The organism is Dyella mobilis (genome assembly GCF_016904945.1).
In the GTDB taxonomy this organism is placed as follows: Bacteria; Pseudomonadota; Gammaproteobacteria; order Xanthomonadales; family Rhodanobacteraceae; genus Dyella_B; species Dyella_B mobilis.
The window spans coordinates 218,347-244,320 of record NZ_JADIKF010000040.1 but is presented as its reverse complement, the minus strand read 5'-3'; the positions used below and the strand labels follow the sequence as shown (position 1 = coordinate 244,320).

The 25,974-nt window shown below is 55.1% G+C and carries 29 protein-coding genes and 1 tRNA gene; 19 read left to right on the top strand and 11 right to left on the bottom strand.

Annotated features, from left to right (window positions below; translation table 11 throughout):
• Positions 1-8 precede the first annotated feature (8 nt).
• The gene (gene secG / locus ISS99_RS17220; protein ID WP_204632863.1) at positions 9-485 is read left to right on the top strand and encodes a preprotein translocase subunit SecG; all 477 of its coding nucleotides are present in this window, start codon (positions 9-11) and stop codon (positions 483-485) included.
• Positions 486-498: 13 nt separating this feature from the next.
• Positions 499-583, top strand: a tRNA-Leu gene (locus tag ISS99_RS17215).
• Between the two features lie 240 nt (positions 584-823).
• Here the strand turns inward: ISS99_RS17215 and ISS99_RS17210 are convergent.
• Positions 824-1,135, bottom strand: a complete 312-nt coding sequence (locus ISS99_RS17210; RefSeq protein WP_204632862.1) for a hypothetical protein — start codon at positions 1,133-1,135, stop codon at positions 824-826.
• Positions 1,136-1,524: 389 nt separating this feature from the next.
• On the opposite strand from ISS99_RS17210, the gene ISS99_RS17205 reads away from it, so the two are divergent.
• The 5 genes from ISS99_RS17205 (at position 1,525) to ISS99_RS17185 (ending at position 8,108) form a co-directional block, all read left to right on the top strand.
• A complete protein-coding gene (locus ISS99_RS17205) occupies positions 1,525-2,394 on the top strand; it encodes a DUF2971 domain-containing protein (protein WP_204632861.1) in 870 nt (289 codons plus the stop codon).
• Between the two features lie 176 nt (positions 2,395-2,570).
• The gene (locus ISS99_RS17200; RefSeq protein WP_204632860.1) at positions 2,571-3,464 is read left to right on the top strand and encodes a hypothetical protein; all 894 of its coding nucleotides are present in this window, start codon (positions 2,571-2,573) and stop codon (positions 3,462-3,464) included.
• A gap of 341 nt (positions 3,465-3,805) precedes the next feature.
• The gene (locus ISS99_RS17195) at positions 3,806-4,132 is read left to right on the top strand and encodes a hypothetical protein (RefSeq protein ID WP_204632859.1); all 327 of its coding nucleotides are present in this window, start codon (positions 3,806-3,808) and stop codon (positions 4,130-4,132) included.
• Between the two features lie 507 nt (positions 4,133-4,639).
• The gene (locus ISS99_RS17190) at positions 4,640-7,192 is read left to right on the top strand and encodes a hypothetical protein (protein WP_204632858.1); all 2,553 of its coding nucleotides are present in this window, start codon (positions 4,640-4,642) and stop codon (positions 7,190-7,192) included.
• Positions 7,176-8,108: a hypothetical protein gene (locus ISS99_RS17185; protein ID WP_204632857.1), complete on the top strand. Its 933-nt coding sequence runs from the start codon at positions 7,176-7,178 to the stop codon at positions 8,106-8,108. Before ISS99_RS17190 ends, ISS99_RS17185 begins: the two co-directional genes overlap by 17 nt.
• A 250-nt stretch (positions 8,109-8,358) precedes the next feature.
• On the opposite strand, the gene ISS99_RS17180 is transcribed toward ISS99_RS17185, so the two are convergent.
• Positions 8,359-9,417, bottom strand: a complete 1,059-nt coding sequence (locus ISS99_RS17180) for a methyltransferase (RefSeq protein ID WP_204632856.1) — start codon at positions 9,415-9,417, stop codon at positions 8,359-8,361.
• A 273-nt stretch (positions 9,418-9,690) separates the two neighbouring features.
• On the opposite strand from ISS99_RS17180, the gene ISS99_RS17175 reads away from it, so the two are divergent.
• From ISS99_RS17175 to ISS99_RS17150, 6 genes are all read left to right on the top strand, one after another.
• Positions 9,691-9,915, top strand: a complete 225-nt coding sequence (locus ISS99_RS17175; protein ID WP_204632855.1) for a hypothetical protein — start codon at positions 9,691-9,693, stop codon at positions 9,913-9,915.
• A 96-nt stretch (positions 9,916-10,011) separates the two neighbouring features.
• Positions 10,012-10,428, top strand: coding sequence for a T6SS immunity protein Tdi1 domain-containing protein (locus tag ISS99_RS17170; RefSeq protein ID WP_204632854.1), 417 nt, complete (start codon positions 10,012-10,014; stop codon positions 10,426-10,428).
• Positions 10,429-10,492: 64 nt separating this feature from the next.
• The gene (locus ISS99_RS17165; RefSeq protein WP_204632853.1) at positions 10,493-10,774 is read left to right on the top strand and encodes a hypothetical protein; all 282 of its coding nucleotides are present in this window, start codon (positions 10,493-10,495) and stop codon (positions 10,772-10,774) included.
• Positions 10,775-11,269: 495 nt separating this feature from the next.
• Positions 11,270-11,890: a hypothetical protein gene (locus ISS99_RS17160; protein ID WP_204632852.1), complete on the top strand. Its 621-nt coding sequence runs from the start codon at positions 11,270-11,272 to the stop codon at positions 11,888-11,890.
• 85 nt (positions 11,891-11,975) lie between these two features.
• Positions 11,976-12,434 carry a hypothetical protein gene (locus ISS99_RS17155; RefSeq protein WP_204632851.1) on the top strand — a complete coding sequence of 153 codons (459 nt, stop codon included), beginning with the start codon at positions 11,976-11,978 and terminating at the stop codon, positions 12,432-12,434.
• Positions 12,435-12,668: 234 nt separating this feature from the next.
• A complete protein-coding gene (locus tag ISS99_RS17150; protein WP_204632850.1) occupies positions 12,669-13,178 on the top strand; it encodes a hypothetical protein in 510 nt (169 codons plus the stop codon).
• Between the two features lie 80 nt (positions 13,179-13,258).
• On the opposite strand, the gene ISS99_RS17145 is transcribed toward ISS99_RS17150, so the two are convergent.
• Together ISS99_RS17145 and ISS99_RS17140 are read right to left on the bottom strand one after the other, a co-directional pair.
• Positions 13,259-13,696 carry a hypothetical protein gene (locus tag ISS99_RS17145; protein ID WP_204632849.1) on the bottom strand — a complete coding sequence of 146 codons (438 nt, stop codon included), beginning with the start codon at positions 13,694-13,696 and terminating at the stop codon, positions 13,259-13,261.
• Between the two features lie 234 nt (positions 13,697-13,930).
• A complete protein-coding gene (locus ISS99_RS17140) occupies positions 13,931-15,046 on the bottom strand; it encodes an FAD-dependent monooxygenase (protein WP_204632848.1) in 1,116 nt (371 codons plus the stop codon).
• A 133-nt stretch (positions 15,047-15,179) separates the two neighbouring features.
• Here ISS99_RS17140 and ISS99_RS17135 point away from each other — a divergent pair, with 133 nt between their 5' ends.
• The gene (locus ISS99_RS17135) at positions 15,180-16,115 is read left to right on the top strand and encodes a TetR/AcrR family transcriptional regulator C-terminal domain-containing protein (protein ID WP_204632847.1); all 936 of its coding nucleotides are present in this window, start codon (positions 15,180-15,182) and stop codon (positions 16,113-16,115) included.
• A 120-nt stretch (positions 16,116-16,235) separates the two neighbouring features.
• Here the strand turns inward: ISS99_RS17135 and ISS99_RS17130 are convergent, their stop codons facing one another.
• Both ISS99_RS17130 and ISS99_RS17125 read right to left on the bottom strand, forming a co-directional pair.
• Positions 16,236-16,448: a cold-shock protein gene (locus tag ISS99_RS17130; RefSeq protein WP_204632846.1), complete on the bottom strand. Its 213-nt coding sequence runs from the start codon at positions 16,446-16,448 to the stop codon at positions 16,236-16,238.
• A gap of 670 nt (positions 16,449-17,118) precedes the next feature.
• Positions 17,119-17,457 (bottom strand): STY0301 family protein, encoded by a 339-nt coding sequence (locus ISS99_RS17125; RefSeq protein ID WP_204632845.1) that lies wholly within the window; start codon positions 17,455-17,457, stop codon positions 17,119-17,121.
• A gap of 444 nt (positions 17,458-17,901) precedes the next feature.
• Here ISS99_RS17125 and ISS99_RS17120 point away from each other — a divergent pair, with 444 nt between their 5' ends.
• Positions 17,902-18,357 (top strand): GFA family protein, encoded by a 456-nt coding sequence (locus ISS99_RS17120; protein ID WP_338081595.1) that lies wholly within the window; start codon positions 17,902-17,904, stop codon positions 18,355-18,357.
• A 212-nt stretch (positions 18,358-18,569) separates the two neighbouring features.
• The gene (locus ISS99_RS17115) at positions 18,570-19,049 is read left to right on the top strand and encodes an STM3941 family protein (protein ID WP_204632843.1); all 480 of its coding nucleotides are present in this window, start codon (positions 18,570-18,572) and stop codon (positions 19,047-19,049) included.
• Positions 19,050-19,143: 94 nt separating this feature from the next.
• Here the strand turns inward: ISS99_RS17115 and ISS99_RS17110 are convergent, their stop codons facing one another.
• The 3 genes from ISS99_RS17110 to ISS99_RS17100 all read right to left on the bottom strand — a co-directional run bounded on the left by ISS99_RS17110 (position 19,144) and on the right by ISS99_RS17100 (position 20,160).
• Positions 19,144-19,365: an STY0301 family protein gene (locus ISS99_RS17110; protein WP_204632842.1), complete on the bottom strand. Its 222-nt coding sequence runs from the start codon at positions 19,363-19,365 to the stop codon at positions 19,144-19,146.
• A gap of 173 nt (positions 19,366-19,538) precedes the next feature.
• A complete protein-coding gene (locus ISS99_RS17105) occupies positions 19,539-19,799 on the bottom strand; it encodes a hypothetical protein (RefSeq protein ID WP_204632841.1) in 261 nt (86 codons plus the stop codon).
• Between the two features lie 67 nt (positions 19,800-19,866).
• Positions 19,867-20,160: a hypothetical protein gene (locus ISS99_RS17100; RefSeq protein WP_204632840.1), complete on the bottom strand. Its 294-nt coding sequence runs from the start codon at positions 20,158-20,160 to the stop codon at positions 19,867-19,869.
• Between the two features lie 425 nt (positions 20,161-20,585).
• Between ISS99_RS17100 and ISS99_RS17095 the strand changes: the two genes are divergently transcribed.
• Positions 20,586-20,738, top strand: a complete 153-nt coding sequence (locus tag ISS99_RS17095; RefSeq protein WP_204632839.1) for a hypothetical protein — start codon at positions 20,586-20,588, stop codon at positions 20,736-20,738.
• Between the two features lie 122 nt (positions 20,739-20,860).
• Here ISS99_RS17095 and ISS99_RS17090 read toward each other — a convergent pair whose 3' ends face one another.
• On the bottom strand, positions 20,861-22,765 hold the full coding sequence (locus ISS99_RS17090; protein WP_204632838.1) for a phage integrase family protein: 1,905 nt from the start codon (positions 22,763-22,765) through the stop codon (positions 20,861-20,863).
• Positions 22,766-23,030: 265 nt separating this feature from the next.
• On the opposite strand from ISS99_RS17090, the gene ISS99_RS17085 reads away from it, so the two are divergent.
• Positions 23,031-23,774 (top strand): MerR family transcriptional regulator, encoded by a 744-nt coding sequence (locus ISS99_RS17085; protein ID WP_204632837.1) that lies wholly within the window; start codon positions 23,031-23,033, stop codon positions 23,772-23,774.
• Positions 23,775-23,986: 212 nt separating this feature from the next.
• Positions 23,987-25,216, top strand: coding sequence for a glycosyltransferase (locus ISS99_RS17080; RefSeq protein WP_204632836.1), 1,230 nt, complete (start codon positions 23,987-23,989; stop codon positions 25,214-25,216).
• A 91-nt stretch (positions 25,217-25,307) separates the two neighbouring features.
• Here the strand turns inward: ISS99_RS17080 and ISS99_RS17075 are convergent, their stop codons facing one another.
• Entirely contained in the window at positions 25,308-25,850 is a 543-nt protein-coding gene (locus ISS99_RS17075) for a hypothetical protein (RefSeq protein WP_204632835.1), read from the bottom strand.
• Positions 25,851-25,974: the final 124 nt, after the last annotated feature.

Sequence of the window (25,974 nt, the reverse complement as noted above, 5' to 3'; positions counted from 1 at the left end):
GAGACACCATGTTCGTCATCTTCAGCGTGTTCTACATTCTGATCGCTGCCGCGATGATCGTGCTGATCCTCATGCAGCGCGGCGCAGGCGCCGATGCAGGTTCCGGCTTTGGTGCCGGCGCCTCCGCCACGGTGTTCGGCGCACGTGGCTCCGCCAACTTCCTTTCGCGCTCCACCGCCGTGCTTGCCGCGCTGTTCTTTGCGCTCAGCATCGGCATGGGCATGTATTTGAAGATGAACGGCGGTACCATCCGCGCCCAGCAGGCCAACAACGATCTGGGCGTCATGGCAAGTCTTGGCAACAAGCCCGCCGCAGCGCAGAATGCGCAGCCCGCTGCTCCGGCCCAGCCGCAAGCAGCAACCCCGGCGCCCACCGCTCCGGCCGCAGGCAACGGCGACGTGCCAGCAGCCCAGCCGGCTCCGGCAGCAAAACAGGGTGAAGTACCGGCAGCCACGGCTCCGGCAGCGGCATCCAGCAAGCACTAAAAGCAAGACACCTGCCCAGGTGGCGGAATTGGTAGACGCACTACCTTGAGGTGGTAGCGACGCAAGTCGTGGGGGTTCGAGTCCCCCCTTGGGCACCAACAACAGCTTCAGGATTCCCACCAAAGGAATCCCGCAGCAAAAAAGAAACCCGCCATCAGGCGGGTTTTTTTATGCAAGAAAAAACCAAAGCAACCACCCCTCAACACCATCTCGCCGCCCCTTTACCGCCCCCCGTACCCGTCACCCCAGCGAAAGCTGGGGTCCAGCGACTTTGCTGCGGCAACGCGCGGCGTTAGAGCTGATGCAGCTCCTCTGCCACCAAGAGGACAACCATCCCCCTACGCCTCAACATCCTTCTCCTTCTCAACAACCCGAAGACTCCGCCGCAGCTTCTGAATCCGCCGATTCGCCTCCTGCGCGCTGCTTTGCCCCATCTCGACCAACAACGCCACACCCCACAACGCATCGGCCAAGCCGACCGGGTGACTTTCTCCATCCTGCGATAGCAATTCGGAGAGGCTTTGCGCGATACCGCGCGCGCTGCCAAGCAGCAGATCCGCGTCATCCAGCAGGCTCATCGGCTGGCAAACGGGTGCGGCGTAATAACTGGTATTGAGGCTGATCCAGGCTCCGGGTGCGCGTCGTTTCATCATTCGCTCCTTGCGATGCGGAAAGCCGCCGCTCGCAGAAGCGCGGGCGGCGGACGTGCCGGGGTGACAAACCGGAGCTACGTTACCGGCCAGGCAAAAGCCTGCCCGACACGCCCGCCATAAGCTCGGGAGCGTGTTTGCGCATAGAAAAAGCGCCGGTGGGCGCTTTTGCGCCGTAGCTTCGGGTTGTCACACCCGGTCGCTGATTTGGCAGCGACTAGATCAAACTAAAACTCGACCTGCGTTAGGTCAAGCGGATTGCTGTTATTTGAAGGGCTCAATTTCGAAGATGCGTATATGACCGGGGCATGGCATCGTATAGAAAAGTGTTCCGACCCGTTATTTCGACCAGTTATTTCCAGATCCTGCAAGAATAAAAGGGGGACACCATGGCAATTGCTGATGCTTTGATGCTTGATCTAGAGGATCGTGATTGGCTTAGGCAAACGATCGAGCAGCGTAAGCAATTTGGTGGCGGAGACCACTTTCCACGCCATCTCTACAGGTACATAGCTCCAGATACGGATGCTACGCGAGCCAAGCTGGAGGACGCATTAGTTAACTCACGGTTATATCTCTGTAGCCGCACGCAATTCAACGACCCCTTTGACTCCCGTCTAGAATGGCTGCAGCCTGGAGACGAGGAAGTGCGCAGGTTTATCCGTGGCGCAGGGTTTCGACTTGGTATACCTGAGCATCAAGCCGACCAGTTCGCGGATAACTTTCTGGCCGCACCGCAGGACTGGCCTCGACTGAATGAAATACTCAATGGCACGCTGGATAGGCTTGGTCTTTCGTGCTTTTCCGAAACACCTAGCGATATGTTGATGTGGTCGCACTACGGGACGAGTCACAGAGGCGTTGCAGTTGAGTACCAAGCATTCAACCGGGATGCAGGGCAAGCAATGAAGCTCTTTCCCGTGGTCTACGGGAAAGATTTTCCCGCGATGTTGCTCAACGCGGAGCATTCGGATCGTCAAGTGTTTCGCAGTGTAATGTACAAAGCCAGATGCTGGGGGTATGAGCTGGAATGGCGTGTCGTTAAACCGGATGCGGCGCGCACACATGTGGAACTGGACAGTGCGCGCGTGTTGTCGATTTATTTGGGGTGCAAAGTTGAAGCGAAGACGTTAGGTCTGATTCGTGAATTGCTGATTGCGCGAAAAGCTCGTGGACTACCCGACGTGCAAGTGTTCCGCATGTACATGCAGAGGGACGCGTTCGCACTTGTTGCCCTTCCTTACGCGCTGAACGCCTGATATATCGCTGTTCCGATTGCGAAAAGGTTAGGCTCACCACACGTAAAAAAGGGGTCGGATTCCTTTTAAAGGAATCCGACCCCAATTCTACTTGTTCAGGGAAATGCTTTGAGCCTTTATCTGTTTCGAGGCCATGTAAGCTTCTTGTCGCGTGTTCGAAAACATAGGGGATACGTATGGTCAGTTGGTTGTCAAATATCCTTGGCTCGGCAGCGACGGCGATTTTCTTGATTGGAATATTGGTTTGGCTGTGCCGAAAATGGATAGGTGAAAGGCTGACGACTTCCATCAAGGCAGAATATGATGTGAAATTGGCACAGCTCAATAGTGATCTCCGAAAAGCTGAGGATGAACTGAAGGCGACCCAGGCCGACCTTTCTGCAAGCACTGCTGCGGTGCGCGAAGCGTCGCTCGCTGCAAGGTCGCATCGGAGTGCGTGCTTGTATGAGAAGAAGCTTTTAGCTGTAGATAACGTGTGGGATGCCGCTCGTGTATTGCGCGAGGCTGGAGCCGTTTGTGCGTTTGTATGGCGCCTCAAATTTGATGAGGCCGCGCGAGAAGCGGAGCGAAGCGCACAGTTCAGGCGAGTTTTTGAAGTGTTTGATTATGATACGACGGAACTTAATCGCCATAATGCGTCGTCTGCACAACCTTACATTTCGTCCGATGCATGGAAGTGTTTCGAGGCAATACGAGTAATAACGATGCATGGAGTTACTCGCTGGATAGTGCTGAAGACTGGTTGTTCTGAAAATGAGCTGGTGTCTGTTGAAAAAGTTATTCAGACAGTTGGGGAAATGTTCCCTGATCTGAAGGGCTATATGGAGCAATATGAAACGGCAGGCTTTGTGCAAGTCATTACAGAGCTACAGGCTCGATTACTAAACCAACTTCGTGCTGAAGTTTCTGGTAATCATGAGGACCACGATACCGTGACCCGAGCTGCCGCCATTGCGGTGGACGTTGAAATGGTGCTTGAAAAGACTCGCATGCCATCGCTTAGTGATGTGGATGCTGGCATGGTCTTGCAGGTGCCTGTCACTGCGCCGCCAATTGGAATTGCTTTGTGAGTCGAAAACGGGAGCAGGTTTGCTTTCTCTGCTCAGGAAGTGAACCTGACCCCGTTTTTCGCGGCCGTGGAAGATCGGGTTCGAAATGGTGAAAAACTGGACCCAGTTTTGATTACAGGTGGTTCTGTGAAGGGACTACGAAAAGCTTACCCAAATTACTTTCTCGACACTCAATCGTTTGTTCGGAGCATCGGGGATATCGTAGGTGCGCGAAGGGCCTAGGTAGTTAATTGAAAACGGGGTCAGGTTCATTTTATCTCTTCAGGAAGTGAACCCGGCCCCGTTTTTCCACACTCTCCCCACGGCCCTACCATCGATGGCTCATCACAGGGGGTTGTTCAATGCTCAAGGCTCAGGTCGGACACCAAGGCGAACTCATCTACGTCTGGTCTTACAACGGCTTCACCCAAGCTGGGACCATTCACTACTACGACGTCAAACGGGACAAATGGATCGTCACGGTCCTCGGTGTCGAGCTGGAGGTGGATATCTACCCGGATGGGTCTGTGCGTTCTCAGGCTAAGCATGGTGAAACGGGTATCTGGTTCCCTATGGACGACGGTCCCAAGATCGGCATCGAGGAAGGTGTGGCTCGGTTCAAGGCGCTGGCCTTCAATTATCTGGCTCTTGGTGTGGGCCATGGAAAAATTACCCTGGACCATACCTAGGGAGCTCCTAGGGTCTTAGGATAATGGAGCTGACAAACTGCGGCATCGGTACTCGGTGGATAGGGGCGCTCCTAGGGGAAGCCTTGCAACAAAAAAGGGGTCCAAAAAAGGGGTCAGATTCCTTTTAAAGGAATCTGACCCCAGCTCTACGAAAATTTGATCCGCGTTAGGTCACGCGGGTTGCTGTTATTTGAAGGGTTTGATTCTGCAGATGCGTGCATGATCAAGTTGCAGTCTCGTACAGAAAAGTGCTCTGACCCCTTCGGCCGCAATGTCATCCTTGGATTTCATGAGGCCGAAGAAATGAAGTCACCCATGTTTAAGCTGTCAATCCCAATCGCTCTACGGTCTGTATACGCCATAGTTTCCGTCGTAGGCGCGCATTTCGGATGGTGGAACTCGATTGTGAAAAAGTAACTATCGACTTGTATGAAATGGTCTTAGTCATAGCGCAATGGTTAGTCGGCGCAGCAAAGACAAAGTCAAACCAGAAGTTAGAGCATACGAATGAAACCAGTCTTTTTCCTCCAAGTGGCTCAATTTCGCTTTTACTGGTCATGCAGGAAAGTTGTCGAAAACTTTCGGTTTTGGTTGAGAACCAAAAACTATCGTTTTGTTAAAGGCTTTAAAAGTGGGGTAAGTGACTCTCGGTCTCTATCGGCTCTATTGTCGGTAGCAAAGGGGGCGTTCCTGATGGCGCTAATCGCCAGTGTTGTGATAACGGCAGTAGATCCGTACGTAAGTCATTACCTGAAAAATCTAGAGTCAATCAAATCCCTTGGCTTGGTAATGCCTTCCAGTTCTGATTACGTTACGTTCCTTGCCGCTATTGGCAGCATTGGTGGCGTATTCATCGGTCTGTACTACGCAGCCATAGCGTCTGTTGGCGGTGCCATCTATGCACATGTTCCTAATGATTTACGAAATCTTTTGGCACAAGAACGGTATGGAAATCTATACATTCGCTTACTATCGTTTCTTACAGTTCTATGCCTACTGCTGATTGCTTTGAGGCTTTCGGGGTTAAGGGTTAATCACACCGCAATCTTAGTCGTGGCAATTTCGGCTGGATTCGGCGTTTTTGCTTTCGTTCGACTCGGTCAGCGGGTATTTAATTTATTTGATCCTACGAAGCTCTCCTCTCACATATTTGAGGAACTTCGAGATGCATTGCGCTTGGTAGTTGCTGATGGCTATAGATGGCAGGACCCATCATTTCAGTACCACGCTTATAAGCAAGCAAGTAGAACATTGGAAACTTTGGAAACGCTGGTTGATATGACGGCAAAGGAGGCTCACCTGAATGGTGCGCCGATGGTAGATCTGATTAAAGATACTACCAAGTTCGCTGTATTCTATTGCTTAGAGAAACGCAAGATTCCTACGGATAGTAAATGGTTTGAACAGGTATACATACATCAGGATTGGTATCGAACAGGGGATCACCATTTATCAATCGCTATTGAAACGGGGACCACTATAAGTCCCGATTCGAAGGGTGATAGGCAATGGTTGGATGATAGGCTTCATAAAATTATTGATGAATGTCTGAAGGCTAATGCGGCTGCTGGTAGATGGGCGAACGTTATTTCGGTTATCGAGCACGTACAGTTTTACGCAAAGATTTTAGTTCGAGCAGGCTGCATCGAAGTTGGATTTGAAAGAATTAGGAGCGTCGCCGAACTGATGGTCGATGCCTTAGTGGCGGCCCCAGCTAGTGGCCTTGACTCGCAGCAAACTCGATTAAAGTTAGCTGTCTCTGATTCTATTGCGGCGCTACCGATATCTTTTGCATTGGAGGTTCGTCAGCGCATACAGGCGCTTAGTCGCAGAGATATTGTTGATAGGTTGGGGGAGATTGACTGGTATAGTGCGGCTTCCTTGTATAGGCAAGGCTTTGCTGCGTATTCAGTAGAACAATTGGAGTGGCTTGCACCAAGGCTCGCTTTTGAGGATGCCATAGAAGGTGAAGTCGTGACGCCGATTTGGTATCAGGCTGATTTGGTTATGAGGCCCGAGTCAGAAGCGTTTGTAAAAAGTGTTGCAGTATTAGTCGATCAAGCCGGAGATCTTTATAGTCGTCTTATTTCCAAGCTAAACAATGATCAGTCTCGTTGGTTGGCCGCTGCTTTTAGTAGTCGTCAATGGGAATATTGGAATAAGGTGGAGCGCCAAAGTCTGGTTTGGACTAATGCTTGGAATGAGGTTATTCGCGAACGTAAGCTTACGGGGTTACCTTGGCCAGAATTTGATATCAATGAGGTGAACGCTCGCCTTGTGTCTGCCAAGAATGCCACTATTGAACTTATGGCGAAGCAAATATGCGACCTTGCATTTGAAGAAAGGCCCGAAAGCCTCCCTGACTATTGTGGACAATTTCTTCTGATGACGGGAGAGGCATCTTTGCGAGCATTGATTAGCTCGAATTCACCGCTTTTTAGTCGTCTATTTCGTAATTATTTTTATGGATGCCTATTGCGATTCGATAAGTTAAGGCCGGCTAACGGCCAAGGGAAGCGTTTTGTGCAGCAGATCAAGATTGCGGCTTCTGCACTTTTTGACTTAATGGACATCAGTGGCTACGCACTCTTGCATTCTCAACTGCATGATGACGATAAGCTATGGGCAGTGGTGAGAACGACATGGGATGACTACTTGAAGGTGGAAAGTAGCGATGAGTCTCGTGTTGGATGGTTGTGCGCGCTAGTTGGCGTCTCGGAATCGGGTTTGGGTAGGCTTCCTAGAGATATATTGCGGACTACTTGGAGAAGATTGGTTGATCAGAATCTTGATCTTCGCTTCCCGGACGATGGTGCGCGTAGCCATCCTTGGGGCCGAAGAGATAGTAAGCACATTAAACATCCGAGTGCGCTAGTTCGGGTTATCGCCGCTGATGCGACGATGGCGCGCTACGACGGAGTAGATATTTTTGTTGCTTGCTACCTCAAAGGCCTAAAAGGGGCCGATGCCTTAGACATTCGTAGCAAACGAGAAGATTTGTTGTCGGATGTGTCCAGCGAAAGTAGCAATGAGGTGGGTGAAGGTGAATCGTCAATCTGAGCTAACGAGAAAACCGGCGTTTGTTCGGTTTTTTCGCAGCGATCAAGCGAAGTACACAGGGCCAACACTGAATGTCCATATGTTCACGGAAGATATCGTGGATTTGATGCCCTATGGCTTTCACAAAGGATCAAAGAATCGGACTGTTAAATTTGAGGGTTCAGAAGCTGAGCGCGCTCGGGCTATTCATATACTTCAAGGAATGTCCGAACACACTTATGGATTGGACGCGGATACTGTTTGCAGAGCCATTAATGACCTCGCGAAACGCATCGCATGGGAGGGTAGGGCGCTGTTTGAAATTTTGCCATGCGAAGATGGAAGCGTGTTTCTTCATAGCGTCACTTCCCGGCGTATGGTCAGGATTTTTGGGTTGGCCGTTCAATTTGTTCCTCGTAAGGATCGCGCACTCTGGGGTGGTCCAAGGTTTCGGCGGGCAGTTGGCTCGTCCTTGTGGAATGTGGACATTCCGCGCTGCCTAGGGGGGCGTAGGAGTTATCTAAGAACGCTTAAAAGACTTGAACGTTTTGATGGTTTCGGTCCTGCTTTTTTCCAGAAAGATATGCAGTCTGGTCTAATCGAAGCAAGATTTGATCACCGAAAGTACAATCGGATGATTAGCATTTTTAAGTCTATCGTGACGTATCAGTGGGGATGGAACTATAGAGATTGGTCTATGGACAATTCGACCGAGTTCTTTGACGTCTACCGCCGTCTAAGGGAGGAGAGAGCAAAGGTGATGTTTAGAGACCATATTATTGGTGAGATAAACAAGCTTTTTTCGCGGTTGAGCATCCATTGCGTTTTGTCCGTAGATGGGCTTTTAACCTTGTCGGAAGTAGATGCTTTAGAGAAGAATCTGATCTCTGGTGAACTTAGCTTTTCGGATTTGCTCGATCGCGTTTCGAAGACCTAAGAGCACTAGCAAAAAGGGGTCAGATTGGATGGGTTCACGTTCTCCACTCAGGAAATGAATCTGGCCCCGCTTTTGAGGTGTCCATGTACGGCTACAGCGATTGGCCGCCAGTGCCTCATGACCACCCCTAGGGAGACGGCAACGACAACGTAGATAACAGTCATGCGAAACATGCACGACTGCGGGTGTTGCCAGTTATCTCGCTCTCCACGCTTGAACGAACGGCCAGGCAGCCAAAAGCGGCTGCACTTTACTTGACGCCAATCACCATGGAATCCGGACCAAGCAGCGGTTCGACGCGCATGTCGCGAAAACCGGCGTTCTTCATCCATTGGCAACAATCGGCGCCGGTATAGTCGAAGCCACCGGGTGTTTCGATGAGCATATTCAGGCTCATCAAAAGGCCAAAGGCGTTTTTCTTGCGATCATCGTCGATGATCGCGTCGTAGACGATCAGGGACCCGCCGGGCGGAAGGGCATCGTGACACTTCGCCAGTAGCGCTTTCTTTTGTTCGAGATCCCAGTCATGAAGGATGTGCCCCATGATCAGCACATCCGCCGTTGGGCATGGGTCTTTGAAGAAGTCGCCCGGATAGAAACGCAGCCTATCCTGAAGCCCATGCGATGCCACGTAGTCTTCAAAGACGGGCGCGACCACGGGCAGGTCGAAGCCACCGCCGCTCAAGTGCGGGTGAGCAAGTGCAATCTGCACCGGACAGGCGCCTTGAGCTGCACCGATATCGATGAACGTGCGGTAGTCCTTCCACGGGAATTTTTCCGCGATAGCCTTCGCTGCCCCTAGGCTGACGCCCGTCATCGCCTGAAGAAAACTGCGCAACGATGCTTCGTCGCGATAAAGCTCATCAAAGGGAGATCCTTCGTGCTTTGCCTCATTCATCGGCTCGCCGGTGCGAAGCGCTTCGGTCAGTGAGCCCCACTTGGCATAGAGACGCGCACTCACCATTTCCAGCAGACCGCCGACGTAGCTTGGTTTCGCCTTGTCGAGAAAAAGATCGGCATCTGGTGCGTTTCGATACGTTTCGCCATCACGTTCAATGGCTCCCAGGGCAACCAGAGCGTCTAAAAAATCGCGTGACGATCTCGAATGCAAACCGATGGTCGCCTCGAGTTGCTTCGCGGTGCCGCCGCCCACCAGATGGGTAAACACACCAAGATCAACGGCGGAAAGCATGGTCCTGGAAGCCCAGAAACCCATGCCAAGCTGAAGAAGCCGGTCAGGCGTGAGTTCGGGCACTGCCGTGGAATCGTTGACCGGCGCTGCGTGAGAAGCATTCTGCACGTGCTGCATAAGCCCTCCAGGATCGCTGCAAAGCGCCAATCCCTGGACGGGGATGCTATCCGGTGCACGGGTATTGTCGTGCAACGATTAATCTAGCACGGCCCATTACCGCAAGAAACATGATTTACGAGGTTCTAACAAAAGGGGCGGATTCCTTTTAAAGGAATCCAACCCCAATTCTGCGATTTCGGCGAAAATTGTTTCGGCCCCTTATTGAGTGGGGCCGCTTTCGACCCGTGGCGGACATCGTCGCATTGCCGAAGGGTCGCACGGAGGTCGACAGTGAAGTACGCAGATGGTCAGCGGGTTCTCGCGGGAGACGTAGTCGAGATTGATGGTCGGTATCATGGAGTAGTGATCGCGGCCATCGATGACAAAAGCTATTTGCCAGGTGGCGAGGATTGGGAATACCTAGGCACCGGCGCAATGATCGATACGGATTTCGGCGGGCTTGTGCACTACCCAGAAGACAACGAAGAACTGGTCCTAGTTCGTCGGGCCGATTAACAAGGACCTTAAGGTCTGCTCCCGACCCATAGCGGATCTTTCGATAGATTTGACGTAATCTGTTCCGGGGATATGGGCGGATTGCCAGGGGATTGCATGTTTGAGTTATTTGAGCCGGTTCGCTTTGACCATAAAGCGCCTCGGTGGGCCAAAAGGGTGCCCAAATACCCTCTGATCTTTGGTCACTCTGCCTTTGGCCACCTATTTGTCTGCAGCGAAGCGCAGTCAAATTTGGCTGTGATCGCCACTGAGCGACCTGAATTCATTGAGCTCAAGCTAGATTCGGTGCAGGCATTCAAGGACGACTTCCTAAAGAACGAAGGTGTGCTGAACGACTTCTTTGGTGTCGCTCGCTACGAGCAGTTAGTTAAACGCATTGGGGAGCTCTCGGAGGCCGAGTGTTATTTCCCCGTCCCTTATCCAGCCTCGGGCGGCTCTGGCGCCAAGGATAGCTACCAGAAGGGAAACATTTGGGTACACCTCGACCTCTATGGGCAGGTGATTGGCCTATAGCGGGGCGCCCGCCTCCGAGCCAGACCAGACATTGCTGTTTAATGATCGAAGGGACACGTGCTTGATGAAAACTTGGCAGGTTTTAGGTCGTGGAGACGGATTCGTCCATGGCGAAAGTGTCCTAGGATTTGATCTGAGCGGTTTCGTCGTAGCGAAAAGCCCCTACGAAGCGCTTGAGAAGGCGATCGCAATCGCTAAGCGTGACTGGCGTGAGATTTCTCAGGCGGAGAAGAAGGAATTTCCTCGGCCGGTCATCAACGCTGAGGAGGTCGTCGATGTCACAGGCAGACTAATCATCGAAGAAGACAGGATCGAATTGTATTGGGATGAGCCGGCGGACACCTGACTAACTTACGAACGTCCGCTTCCGCAACCTGGAATGGACATAGGTGAATCAAGAATGGGGGAGTAATGATTCAGACCACGATGGCACTCTTAATAATTCTGCTATTTCCAGTTGTCGGCGCCTATATGTATTCAGTTTGGAAGTTTTACAACATAGTGACTGCAGAGAAGCCCGGCTGGATACAAAAGAGAGGTCCCATAAGCTTTCTATATGATGGGATGCCTCGGATTGGTGATCCCAATGTTTCTATGGCGCTTATAAGAACCGCCTATAGCAAGCGTATACACGAACTGACCACGCCTATGGCCGTTGTATACGCGTATTGGATTCGCGCATTGCTTCCGATTAGCTTGGGGCTTTTTGTGTCGTTCATAACGTTGGCACGTACCATGCCCACCTGACATATCGTCAAAGTGGCTGTCTCCAACGCAATTTAGCTGAAGTGGCGGATGTCTGCTTCCGACCCGAAGCCGACATCAACGGAGAGATGTACAAATGGAAGCGAACGAGCTTCGAAAGGGAATTATCTTAATGATCAGTTCGACGAGTTTCAAAATCTCAATCTTCTCTTTAATCATTTTTCTCGCTCTATGGTCGCAATCTATCTTCGCAACGACCGCAGACAATCAGGCATTGGCAAAACTTGAGCAACAAGACCAGGCTGACCGAATGCCGGGGACCGGAAAAATCAATTGGGACGTTGTTGCCGGGAAAGACGCCGAACGCAAACGAGAGGTTGAGAAAATCCTTGCTGATGGTGGCATTCGGACGGCACGAGACTATTTCAATGCATCCATCATTTTTCAGCATGGCGAAGATCTAAAGGATATTGAGCAGGCTTATGCGTTCGCTGTCACTGCTGTGAACATGGATGATAAGAATCAACAAGCTAAACAGTTGGAGGCGGACGCTTGGGACCGAATCATGCTAAAGCGAAATCGCCCGCAATGGTACGGAACACAGTTCATTAAAGACCAAGCCACGGGCAAATATGAGATGTATCAGGCAGATGCAAGCGTGATTTCTGATGCTGAGCGACAGGGAATGGGACTCCCGACCATGAGCGAGAATCAGGCTCACCTTGACGAAATCAACAAGGCCGCCGCCAAGCATTGATTCATGGGGCCGGCGAGCGCTCGGCAACCTGGATGATGTGTCATACCCCGAGATGTCGGTCACCGATCTGAGGAGTTGCAATCAGATGGAAACGTTTCGCGACAGATACGAGCGAATGAGTAACGATGAGCTCGTCGAAATTGCTCTCACCACGGAGCTGATGCCCGAGGCTAAGGTCATTCTGATGCAAATCCTTGCAAGTCGAGGAATACCTGATCTCGCTCCGTTCAAGGCTGTCGTGGTTGAAGAGATGAAGCGCGAAGAGGAAGTGCGCGAATCGAAGATAGAGAGGCGTGCGAAGTACATCCGCCTTCGTACGTGGCTTCTTTTGGCGATGGCGGCTTTTTTCTTAGCGTTTGGTGCCTACAAAATGGTTTGGCCCGATGCCACAGATCCTAGTGGCGGCTCAACGATGATGGTCATCGGGGTTGGTGTAATGCTATTTGCATTCGTCACTAAACGCACTGCTCTATTTTGGCAGCGACACGTTCTTTACCGTCGCGCCCCTTCCAGACTGAAGGGGGAGGGCAATGAAGGTATATAAGAGTCTGGCTGCCGAAGCTCCTTTGGTCATCATTGGAGTTGAAAAGTGGTTAAAGCGCTCTTCCTGCAGCGAAAACGCAAAACATGTCGGAGCACTTTTCAAGGCCGAGAAATCGGGGGTAGCTCAACCTGGCCTCGTTTTGAATCCGTATACCGGAATGGTAGGCATCAAAGATCCAGATCGTTGATTGAGATAAGAAATCGTCCATGCCTTCTCGACCTTTGGAGCTATGACATGAAGTTAGTAAACGTGGTCGGAATCGTTGCTTCCTGCCTTCTGTTGTCGTCGTGCCTTCCGCCTGTTTATCAATCGCTGCCCGAAGGTAGTGATACCGCCGCCGTTTTTTTATCAAACAGTTCCAGCTATTCGAGTGTTGGGCAGATATACGACCATTCTGAAACGTGTTCGGGTCGAAAGTGGGTTTATGGTGGCATCGCGGGTGCACCGAAATGGATCAACGTAAAGGGCGGCGAACCGGTCACGATTTCCATCAGCGTAGGCACTGGAGCTCAACTCTCGGGGTCGAACATCGTCAATCACCTATGCACGGGGATGGCTACATTCACGCCAAGTAGCGGCCGCCGTTATATCGCAAACGTAGTCACTCGTGACGGCATTCAGCAGTGCGGCCTGGTCGTCGACGAAGTCAGCCAAGATGGGCAAGTAGTAGGAAGGGTTGGAGTAACCCAACGAATCTTTAAGTTGGCAGAGACCGAACACTCATCGTGGTGTAAGGCGCTCTAAGGTAGTTTCCTGTTCCAAACGGAAACGGGCTCAGGTTCACTTTCTTCGCTGAGGAAGTGAACCTGGGCCCTTTTTGTTTCCTAATCCATATTGTTGGGCTGCTGTCTTGCCGCAGCTCGCGCTCGTGCCTTCTCTTCGGGCGACTTGATTCGTAATTCATCTCTAGTCACAACCCACAGGGCGCAAAACATTCCGAGGCCTTGCACCGACCACAGTAGCCATCCGGTTAGATGCAGGTTGTCGCCGACATAGTTAGCGGCAAACATAGTAAAGGCCGCCAAGGTATATCGGATCAGAAACGTTGCCGGGTCGCGCCAGCTTTCCCACCGCCATGGCCATAAGCGGTCTTTCTTGAATGACCGAAGCAAGCTCTTGAACGCAGCAAGCCAAAGCAAGCCGGAGAAGACTAAAAGGCAAATCTTGATCCAGGTGAGCTGTGAAAGCGGCGCGTTCATTGCGCCGCTTGGATAGAGCGCGAATGCAAGCCCTGCGGCCACAAGCGCAAAGGTTAGATACATACCCGCCCCTTTTTTGGACTTCGGTCCTGCGCGCGATGTTACTGCCAAATTGCAACGCAGCCCCTGTGTCGGAGGGCCTTGTTACTTATGGGGGGGCGATTGAGAGCGGGCACGATTAGTACCTTGATTTTCCCGAGTTTTGACGGCGCGAATGTCCAATCAGGATACCTGATTCCCTGGCCCATTGATTTATCCACAATAGTATGGATAAAGGCGTTTGGTGCGAACGGCTACTCAGGGAAACACTGCCGGGAGTTCTATGGCGCTCTTCGCTGCGTCAATGGACGCTGCCGATGCAGGCTCGCCTGGTTTTTCAGTCGCTAGTGCCTGATTTTGCTTGACGAAAGGACGCATCCGCTCCTCATATCGGGCGAAGGCTTCGCGGTAATTCATTGGCTGCTTGGCAAGTTCGTTGGCCAGGACAAAGGCCCCGACCAGAGCCAAACTCGTTCCTTGCCCAGATAGAGGTGATGCACAATAGGCGGCATCGCCTACCAACGCTATTCGCCCTTTCGTCCAATGAGGCATCTGTATCTGGGCTGCCACTTCGGTATAGAAGTCGTCCGCGTGCCACATGGCTTCTAGAAGCCTTGGTGTCTCACCGCCGAGATGGGACAGTCGGGCTGCTACGCGTCGCTTTTGCGACGAAATATCAAGAGGGCCTTGCTCTATATCCCCCTCACCAAAGCCCAAGGTCACTCGCAGTTCCCGATTATTTCGCACGGGATAAACCCCATATCCCGCCTGACTATCGCGCAACCATATCTGCCAGTTGTCCAGGCCGAGAAAATTGTCAGTGCTGAAGATGGCAATCTGCATTTTCAGTGACGTCAGATACGGTTCTTCCGGGCCGAACGCGAGCGAGCGGACGTTCGAGTGCAAGCCGTCAGCACCAATGATCAGATCGAACACACGCGGGGCAGAGCGCTCGAAACGCACGTGCATGCCATCTGGCTGCTCGTCGATCGCACGGATCTTATCGGCAAAAACGTATTCCACCTTATCGCGCGTGTGCTCGTAGAGAATCCGAGCGAGGTCTTCACGCAGCAGTTCGATATCGCCGCTATCCAGCCGTCCGCTCGTCAACACCATGCTGGTTGAGCGATGAATCTCCGTGCCATTGCCATCAAAGACCGTCATGCCCTTCATTCGGGTGCGCGCTTGCGCAACCTTTGCACCAATACCCATGCGTTCCACCACCTCTAGGGCGGCGCCACGGATGTCCACGGCCTGGCCTCCTGACCGGAGGTGGTCGGCTTGCTCAACCAGGGTGACCTGAAACCCCGCGTGGTTAAGCCAGAAAGCCAACGCAGGCCCGGCAACACCGGCTCCGGAAATAAGTACCTTCATGCTCTAGTCTTTATCCATGTACGATGTACACAAAGCATGAGCAGACGGCCATGCTCGCACAATCTATCTAATGGGCTAAGGCAAATCCGTTGGTACAGCCAATCTGTACTAGAACAGATGCGAGAGAAACAGCGTGACTGAATCGCCTTACTTGAAGATCGCCGCGGCGCTTAGGAGACAGATCGTGGGTGGCGATCTACGCGGAGGTGACCGGTTGCCTTCCACGCGACAGTTGGCTCGGCAATGGAAGGTCGCCTTGGCCACGGCAACCAAAGCCCTGGCGGTACTTCGACATGAGGGCCTGATTGAGGCGCGGGCGCGCAGTGCCACGACCGTGGCCGTTATTGCCAAGCCGCCGTCACGCCGGCAAGTGCATGAAGCTCCCGCTTCTCAGCAACATCTGTCGCAACGCAAAATCGTCGGGGCCGCGATTGAGATCGCCGACAAAGAGGGCCTGGCTGCTCTCTCAATGCGCAGCGTAGCCGCGCGCCTGGGCGTCGCCACCATGTCGACTTACCGGTTCGTCAAGAGTAAGGAATCTTTGGTGCTGATGATGGCGGATGCCGCGTACGGCGAGTTGCCGCCGTCCCAAAAATCCGACGGAGATTGGCGAACGCAAATTGATGCCGAAGCGCGCACGCTATGGACCCTTTATCGGAAGCATCCGTGGCTGACGCACATCAACTCGCTTACGCGGCCGCTCCTCTTGCCCAATCTCATGGCGCATGCTGAGGCCGTGTTGGCTGCGCTTGACCGGTGCGGCCTGACGCAGGCAATCAGTCTACATTTGCACGTGCTGCTTTACAGCTACGTACACGGGGTGGCTATCCACATAGAGCGGGAAGCCCATGCAGAGGCCACAACCGGCTTGTCTGAGGAAGCATGGATGGAGACGCAGTCTGTGCCGCTCTCTCGCTTGATGGCTTCCGGGGCGTACCCGACTTTCACCGCGTTGATCACGAGCTTTGGCGATGGTTACGACCTGCGACTCGACGATTTCTTTGAATTCGGGTTGACGACACTGCTCGACGGCTTTGCGGTAACCATCGAGCGAAGCAAGCAGCGGTAGGGCAGGTGGCAAGAGCCACCCGGGCCATCTCACGCTGCCCCCTCGCAAAATACGCTGGCCCAATATGCAAGAAGCCCGGCTTTATGCCGGGCTCCTTGTCGTTGAAGCGGGTGAGCCGCTTCAGATCACCTGAACTTGCGACGCCTGCAGGCCCTTCTGGCCCTGGGTGACGTTGAAGGAGACCTTCTGACCCTCGGCCAGGCTCTTGAAGCCCTGGGACTGGATCTCACGGAAATGCACAAACAGGTCTTCGCCACCCTGGTCACGGCTGATAAAGCCGAAACCCTTGGCGTCGTTGAACCACTTTACAGTGCCGGTTTCTTGCTGGGGCATGATCTTTTCCTTGTTACGAGTGAAGCCGCTCAACGGCGGATTAGGCTGGTCGCAAGGAGAAAGCGGGTGCAACGGTGTAGTGCAACTAGGACCTACAGCATCGGGCGACAAATCGCGATGGCCCTTGAAACTCAGCTCGCGCACGATATACGTCATCGACCCAAATGGCAAATCGCGAGTAGCCGGGGGCGATCATCGCGGCCAAATGCCGAGATTATTGGGGGTATCCGGCTTTCGGGGCATCAAGCCCGGGGCATCACCAGCCGCGTTTAGGGGGCTTGTTGGCGACCTTCGGGTCCTGAGGGGCCTGCCCGGAATGGGAGGATTCGCGTGCGAAACGGCTTATTTTGCCGAACGCTTGGGGCTCCGCCGAGCTCAGCGAGACTTTTCCCCCCGAGTAAATAGAGTGAATGGCGGCAGCCGTCAGGGGTTTGGTGGTGTCGCTCATTTGATGGCCAACAGGATAGGAGAGAGGGCCCACTCTACTCTCTATTCACGGGTCGCAGGCACGAGCCATGCCGATTGGACCACCAAGGCAGGCCAATTTGTTAAGCGGCCTGGGGTGGAGGGGCCTTATTTTACGGATGCTTGAAAACCAGGGCAGTCCCCGCACGGGGGGGCAATGGAACGGCGCCAGAGCTTCAGCGGCGAGCCGAAGCGAGGGTTGACTCTAGTCGCAAAATGCGGCGAGTGGCGATTGCGTTCCCTTGCAAAGGGATACGCCAGGCGCATGCACGGTGATGGTCTTGTCCGTGCCGCTGTATCCACACACCATATAGATGTCTGCGTTTTCCGAGACGCTCCATTTGACGCCGTAGTCCGTTTCGGCCGGCATCAGCGAACCGTTATTTTGCGGGGGCTTGTCAAATAGCTCGATCTGGGCAAATGCGTGCGTGGTTTTGCCGTCAGTCAGTACAGCAGGGCATTCGAAGCGATGCGGCGAAGCGGCGCACGATGCGCCGGACAAACCCAGGATCAGAAGCGCAGCAAACCGTTTATTGGACGACATGGTATGGCTCGCCCTGGTCCACTTTTTCGTTGCGTGGCCGATTAAAAAATCGTGCGAGGCTGAGGCGGGTAGTCTGGGGCTGGGCGCCTTCCTTTCCGCTGGTCGACAACGACGATACCGTCCTTTTCACATCCGCAAAATACGGCATGGCATCCTCCTTGATGTTGCGTGGCCAGTTGTCCATTGAGCGCAGGCTAGCCTTGGTTGGAATAGCGCCTGAGCACGAGGATAAATGAAATGGGGATCAAAATCGCGGCGGTTTACGCATATCGCTGCCACTTCGGAGAGCTGTCTGCGCGCGGCACGGCCCGCTTGCGCGTATCGCAGGGCTTGGCAGTGGTGGCTTCAATCAGCTACCGATGTCGGCGCATTAACGATTACACGCGGTAACAAAAGCACTTGGCGAATTAAAGCGTGACGATTGCACGCCGGCAGCACAGTACAATGCGTACCCGATATTCCGCTACCGAGATAACGATGTCACTTCGTGCTATGTGCCTATGTGGGAAGACTTCCCTGGACCTGCACGGTAGTCCAGTCGCGCGTGCTAACTGCCATTGTTCGTCGTGCAGGAGTTTTTACGGGACGCACATCTTTTCTGCAACGGCGTGGGAGTCTGATGCGGTACGTATTAGCGATGGTTTGGGGCAGACATTCAAACATCCAGAAAAACAACTGACGAAAACGTTCTGCGACGTTTGCGGCGAAGTTGTGTTCGGCACCAATCGGCTCGGCATGCGTGTGGTTCCGAATGTTTTGCTCGCCCGTGCTACGGATGGGGCGCTCGAGCCGAGCTTGAGCCCGACGATGCACTTGTTCTATAGACAGCGTGTCGTTGATGTCTTGGATGATTTGCCAAAATACCTCGACGGTTGGGATGGCCCAACGTACGTATCCTAGCCGGTGGCCGCCGGGCAGGCAGGGGGCATAGGTGCGACCCACGCATCACGGCGGAAGCTGGCGCTTCCTGGAGCCTGTATGCGGATTACCAGGGGTTGTTCGGCAGCCGACTGCACGATAACTCGGTGAGTTTTGGATTCACCAAGCTTTTTTAAAATAAAGTAAGCAGGGGGGCGGGCCTGTTGCGCGACCCCATTCCAGGGGGAATACGCATGGATGACGAAATCATTGTTTTAGCTACGAGCAAAAAGAAAGCGGTGCTGTTGCTGCTCGGCGCACTGGCCTTCGTGGCGTGCGGCATTTTCAGCGTCAGGACCGGCGAAAACGCGTTGATTGGATGGGTGTGCATCCTGTTCTTCGGACTGGGCATTCCGGTTTCGATCTACATGCTCACACCCGGAGCGGGCGAGCTAAGAATCGATCGGCAAGGCATTCAGATGAAGGGTCCGTTCAAGCCCATGAAACTTGCCTGGAGCGAAGTAAACGGCTTCTACGTGGACTACGTCCGAACCGGGTATTCGCGAACGAAAATGATCGCCATAGAATTTTCGGACTCCTATAACAAGCTCCGCGCCGGGCGCCAGGTGGCGCAAGCCATGACGGGCATGCAAGGGGCATTGCCCAACAACTTCAGTCGTCCGGCCGAAGAGGTGTGTGAGCTGCTCAATAGCGCCAAGAAGAAATGGGGCTGAGTCAGCGGCGCTCGGTGCTGCTTGAGGGAGTATGCGGTGCCCTCGGGCCAACAGGTGCGAGGGTTCAGCGGGGTGCTGAGGCGAGTATCGCGCTCTAGTTGCAAAACGTGGCAGGTGGCGATTGCGTTCCCTTGCAAAGGGATGCACCGGGCGCATGCGCGGTGATGGTCTTGTTGGTGCGGCTGTATCCGCACACTATATAAATCTCTGCTTTTTTCGACACGCTCCATTTAGCGCGGTAGCCCGTTTCCGCCGGCGTCAGCGAACCGTTATTGTGGGGCGGCTTGCCCTTTGCTGGAAACGCGGTATTGCTCATCCTGATCCGCTTTTTCGTTGCGTGGCCGATAAAAACGGTTCAGAAAAAAACGGTTCCAGGTCCACTTTCTCTGCCCAGGAAGTGAGCCTGGGTCCGCTTTCCTCCGTGTTGCCTTGATCGAACTTTTGCAAGAAGGGATCCGAAGATCCCTCCCTGGGTCAACAATGCAGCCGTCAGCTTTGCAGGGCTTCGTTGTTCTTCTTGATCACGGCGGCCGTCATGAAAGACGACTTGTCTGCGTCGATTTTCACTTCCACGCACCGGCAAGCGCCTGGGGAATCCCAGCAACGAGGATCGGTATCGCAGCACATCGGGCCACCGCAAGCCAATTGATCGGTCGTTGCGCGGGTTGCGGGCTTGTCGGTGGACTGGCTGAATGCCATGGCGGAGACAGAGAGGAATGCTACGGCAAGTGCCAGGGTTGCTTTATGCATGACGTACTCCATGTAATGTGGCTGATGATAAGGCGCACCAGCCTGACGCCTTAAAAGAACTTGAAGTTCAAAAAGGGGTAGGCACGGCGCCAGGTTTACTTGCCGAGTGGAGAGGGCGAACCTCATCTCGTTTCAGTTTTTGACGAGCCGTTCTTTCGGTATCGACCATTAATTGTTTCGTGGTCGCCGTCGCCGTGAAGCCATTCTCATAGAGCGGCTCAAGCGTGTTCTCTTTGGCAACGACTTCATTGCCGGCTCCACGAGCGGCAAGTCTCTTTGCGGTCTGCTTGGCTCGCATCCTCAAGTCCAATACGTTCGGACCGGACGGGCCAGAGGGGTTCCTTCCCAGATTAAACGCCACGTTTCTCCTCCTTGGAAACGGCACTTCACGTGCACGCTGGCATCGGCGCGGTCCGTTGTTGCGCCAAACCGATCCCACTAAAACGAAGGCGTCACGCTACTTCATTTTGTGCTTGTGAAAAAGTGCGTTCCTCGAGGGGCTTGGCCAGGTGTTCGGCGACAGGGAGGGATGCGGGACAGGGAAAACGAGGCTTTGTTTCCGGTTTTGACAAAGCCTTCACATAGCCGGCGCAAGTATCCCAGGCATCCGCTTGCAGACAGGGAAGGCACTCGTTCTCCATAGGGCTGATGCACTAACGTGGAACGGGCAGCAAGGTGTTACCCCTCGGTCGTGCCAGCACGGTGCTCTTTGCACCGGAACGTTTTTTGCGCAAGCAAGAAGCGTGATGGCCGCTTGTCATCAAAGCAAACTGGAGGATATTTCTCATGAATAATGAAGATATTGAGATCGTACGTCCCTTTGCACGCATGATGGCCAACGAAGTCTCGAAGGACGAGATGGACCTGATGACCAAGAAGGGAACGTTCAACTCCATGCGCTCTGGCCACGCTATCAACGATTGGCCGGATACGCCCTGATCGTAAGTGGATTTACTTATCTGGAACTGCCATGGCAGTTCCGGATAACTAAGCCGCCGCGGTTATCCGCGGCGGTTTCGCGTAAATAGGTTGGAAAACGGAGCTGGCGCAGGTTCAACTTGCTACTCGAGAGGTGAATCCGATTCGGTTTGATCTTCAAGTGCTTGCGCAATGCCCTTATTCATCCCTTCCTGCTGACCCGGTGCATGCTTTGGCGCGAAGGCCTGGCCGGCACGCCTGAGCTGCCGCTGGATTTGCGCAGGCAGCATGCCCGCTTCGGCCAGCGTTTCGCCGGTGGTATGTCGCAACCAGTAGGTGCTCGCTTTCGCCAGCACGCCGGCGGCCTCCCAGTCATCCGCTGCGCGGCATGCCACCAGTCCACGGGCAAACAATGTCTTGACCAGTTGCGCCACACCCGACGGACTCGATTTTCGTCCGTCAAGGCGGCCCACCAAGGGTTTGCCTACCCGCATGGTTTTCGAGTCGGTCTTTGCTGCGCCTCGCACTCGCCACCAGGCAATGAGGCGGTCCATCACTGGCGTGGGCAACGGCACGGGGCGATATTTGCGTCCCTTGCCTGGTACCGCCAGTACCCAGCGCATGCCGCCTCCCTGTTGCGGTTGGGTGTAGAGCTTGTCGGTAGTCGCATGGGCCAGCTCAGTTCGCCGCAATCCGATCACCACCACCAGCCACAGGAGTGCATCGGCACGTTCGCGCGATGGTGAGGGCATGGCTGCCACTGCTTCCTGCAGATGGGTCCATGCGGCCGATGTCAGCTTTCGGGCCAACTCGACATCGGATGCGGAGACCGGCAGCGTGCTTGGTGTGGCAACGGCCGGCCATGGATCTCGTGCAACATAAGCAACAGCCGCCAACCAGCTAAACAGGCTGCGAACGACACTCAATGCATACAGCACCGAGCGGGCCGAGAGCGCTCCCTCAAACGGTCGCCACGCCACTGCGTGGCGCGGAATGTGGCGTGGCGAGCACCATTCCGCCTGCGCGACGCGGAACGGCCAGTCCTGCACGGGCGTGCGGCCCAAGCCCAACAAAAAGTCGCGATATGCGGTGCAATCCTCAACCGTAAGCTGGTCGAGTCGCTTCTTTCGCTCGTTCAGGCCGAACATCAACAGGCGCTCGGCTTCCTTACGGTACGCGCGGCGAGTCGTCGCGCCCCCGGCCCGCGCATCAAGCCATGCGTTGATCGCTGCGCGATCATCGTTTACATCGATGGGGGACGGCGTTGCGTCGTACGCTCTCGGGCACACGGGCTCGCGAACCGCCCCCAGTGGCACGATCACCGCCTCGTTCGCTTCATGCTGCGCGGGCACCGACCGGATCCGGGCTGGCAGGCTCCGTGGCGGGGACAGTACAGACGCCGGCAGCGCGCCCAAGCTGTTTGGAAACATCTGCACCCAGTGAACGAGACGAGCTCCCTTGCTCCGCCCCAATCCCGGTATGGCGCCCCACCAGTAATAGCCTCGATCGGCCATGCGCGCCACCAGCTCGCCTGCTGTCGTCACGCCGCCCTTGAGCAAGCGTGAGATCAGGTTTGCGTCGAGCCATTCGTCTAGCGTATCGGTCGGCGCAGGTTCGGTGACCAGCAGTTCCTCCAGCCACGCCAAGGTGGCGGCCTGACGTGCTATCAGCGCTGCCTGTCGACGGGTTCGGGCATCGAACGCCGAGGGATAGGCCGCACGGTATCGAGTCAGCAGTTCGTCGTCGCTGTAGAAATTGTCGGGGTCTGCCCGGGCGCGGAATTCATCCAGCGTCGGCACGTCGGCAGGAAACGATTGCGAGGTGCGATGATCGCTCAGTCGGATTCTGATCAATCGAGCGTCGCCGTATCGGCCGTGGCGCAACGCGGCGCGGCGAAACGTATCCTGTATCCACGTCATGGTGCCGGCTGCCAGACGCAGGTCATCCCCGGTCTCCAAGTACAGGTCGGCGGCGTCGCGCAACGATAAGCCATTGAGCCAGCTTCGATAAAAGGCGACGTGAGAGAGGCTGATTTTCCGTTCGGCCACTGTGTAAACCAAAACCCTGATAGTTGATGAGAGGGTTATCATCGGTTGCCGATCTAGCGCGGGCCAGTCGGCGGAGTGCCCGTCCACGTATCAGGGAATACTGCGGATTGCTCGTTGTCCATCGCCATCCCTGTGTACGTGCATCAAGGCAGGGCAGGCTCCGCTGACGTACGAATCCCGCGCTTGAACCAGGCCAGCAAAGAAAGTGCTTGACCCTGACGCCGCGTCAGGCAGGAACCTGCGCGCACCCGTTATCGGACTGAATATGAAGTCGTATACCGTCACTCAAGTCGCCCGCCGAACCGGCATAACCGTGCGCACGCTTCACCACTATGAGGCGGAGGGTCTGTTATTGCCGGCGCGGCGCAGCGAAAAGGGCTATCGGTTGTATGAGGCGGCCGAGCTGCGGCGCTTGCAGCACGTTCTCGCGCTGAAGGCGCTGGGATTTTCCCTTGCGGAAATCCGTCAATGCCTGGCCGACGCTGCGCCGAGCCTGGATGCGGTATTGCGGCAGCAGATCGTCCGATTGCGGGAGGTGATCATGCGCCAGAGCAAATTGCTTGAACGTATCGAAGCCGTGGCGAACACGGCAGAGCGTGGAGGCATGATCGACGCGGAAACACTTCTATCCAGCATCGAGGCATCCATCATGATGGAACAGTATTTTACCGACGAACAGCAAGCTTTCCTGCGCAAGCGCCGCCAGGAAATCGGCCCCGAACGAATCAAGGAAATGAAAGAAGCGTGGCGCCCGATGATTCCGGCCTTCGCCAAGGCACTAAAGGAGAAAAGAGATCCCAGGGAGGCGGATGTGCAAGCGCTCGCGCATCGCTGGCTTGACGTCGTACGCGGCATCACGCCTGCAGAGGATGCAGCGGCGAGCCAGGCCATGAAGGGCGCCTTGAACGAGGCATTGGAAAAAGAAGCTCCCACGTTGGCCAAGCGCCTGGATATCGACCTGGATGTATTTCAGTATATTTGCGCGGCGTTGAAACCCTTGCGATCGTAGCGTCGGTTCAGCGGAAAAAGCGGGGCGGGATTAATCCGGCCCCACTTTGCTCAGGTCGGAGTAACTGCCGGCACGAAGGTGGGCGTTCACGTCGCTACTCGCGGGCGAGTCGAAGCAACAGTGCTACTGGTTTGTGGCAAAGCGGCGCAAACGATCGGAAAATGCCTTGCTGGAGAAAATCCGGCCACGATCCCCACCACAAAGAAGCGCCCATGAAGTTCCTCGTAGCTACGTATGGCACTGAAGGTGACGCGCGCCCGTTTGCCGCGCTATGCCGCGGTTTGATGGACGCCGGACATGAGGCGCGACTGCTCGCCGATGCGGCCACGCTAGGCAGCGCCAACGCGCTTGGCGTGCCGACGACGGCTTTGGCGGGGGATATTCGCGGCACGCTCCATCCGGATCGCGCCATTGCCGGCGTGGTGGCCAAGGGCGGGGGCTTCAACGACACCGCACGCGCATTGGCGAAGATCGCCAACGGGAATGCCGACTCCTGGCTGCGCACCATCATTGAGGCAGGCGAAGGCTGCGATGCGATCCTGGTGGCGGGATTGGCCGCGTTCGTGGGGTTTTCCGCCGCCGAGTATCTGGGCATCACGGGCATCGGCTCGGGGATGATTCCCATCACGCCGACGGCTGCGTTTCCATCACCGTTCCTGCCGCCGCAATGGGTGCCTCGCGTGCTCAATCGCTCCAGCCAGCGCTTCGTGAACGCGATGCTCTGGAAGGCTTTCCGTGACAAGACCAATGCAGCGCGCGCGACATTCAAGCTGCCGCCACGCAAGGCCGTGTGGACGGAGCAGCCCATGGTGTATGGGATTTCGCCCCAGCTTTTGCCCGCCATCGCCGATTGGCCGGCGAATGCGCATCTGTGTGGACAATGGCAAACGCCAAGCCACAGCTGGGAACCGCCGGCCGCATTGGCGAACTTCCTCGCGCAAGGGGAAGCGCCGATCTACATCGGCTTCGGCAGCATGACCGGTTTCGATAACGCGCGTCTGCTGGATGCGCTGGCTGCGGCGACGAACGGTCGGCGCGTGCTTTTTCATGCCGGCTGGAGCGGTATCGATCCGCAAGCTCTCCCGGGCCACTTCTTCGCTATTGGCGACACGCCGCACGACTGGCTGTTTCCGCGCACCGCCGCGGTTATTCATCATGGCGGCTCCGGCACTACGCATTCCGCCGCGCGAGCGGGGGTGCCTGCCATCGTCACGCCGTTCGCTGGCGATCAATTCTTTTGGGCCGAGCGATTGCGCCTGGCAGGCGTTGCGCCGGCCGCCGTGGATGGGCGAAAGCCAAACGCCGACGCATTTGGCAGGGCGCTCGATTTTGCGGCAAAGCCTGAAGTGCGGCAGCGCGCTCACGTATTGGGCGAAACCATGCAGATGGAAAATGGCGTGGCCGAGGCTATCGTCGCACTTGAGCGCATCGTGGCGAATTGAGCTGAGTTCAGCGCGGGGGGCAGGTCTGCGGCAGCGCCAACGGCAGAATGCTGCAAGTTGGCGGTCTGCGGTTTCTTTTGCTTCGGGTGAACTACAGCGGCGCGCAGGTGACGCTCGCCTGCTTATCGGCGTCAGCGCCACAATCGCGGAAAGAGCCTGCCGTTTGCTCCCAGCCGCCATCGCCGCCGCCAATGGTTCTCCACGTAAACGTCCAGGACACGTGGAATCGGTGCGTCACATCGGTAATGGTGACGGTTTGGCCCGGTTTTCCCGTTGCGGGAAGCGGAGCGGATGGATGGAATCGCGCGCCATGTCCGCCGGCAGCGGGCGTCCCTTTTGCTGAGTCGACCGTTTCCCCGAACCTGGTTTCGACGGTGACGAGTCCCACCGCGGAACTGTCGAAATGCCTGTGGACGGCGACACCATTCGTATAGTCGACCCCGATGGGGCCGTTATTCAACGCCTCGACGATCCAATGGGACCACGTGCCATAGGCTGGCGAGCCGGGCAGCAGTTGAGTCACCTTCGAATAGCTTGCAACACGGCCGTCCACGGTATCGGCCAATGCGAAGCCTGCGGAGAAAACGCAAGCCAACGAGACTAGAACAAGGAAGACGTCCTTTCTGTCTTTCACAAACCTCTCCTTCGGTTTAATGCTCAAGCAGGTTTGGTTTCTCTGGGTTGCACGTTACTGCTTTCTTGTGGCGGAAGGATTATTGCACGGGGTTTTCTGCAAACCCTTGCAAGTGGCTTACAAC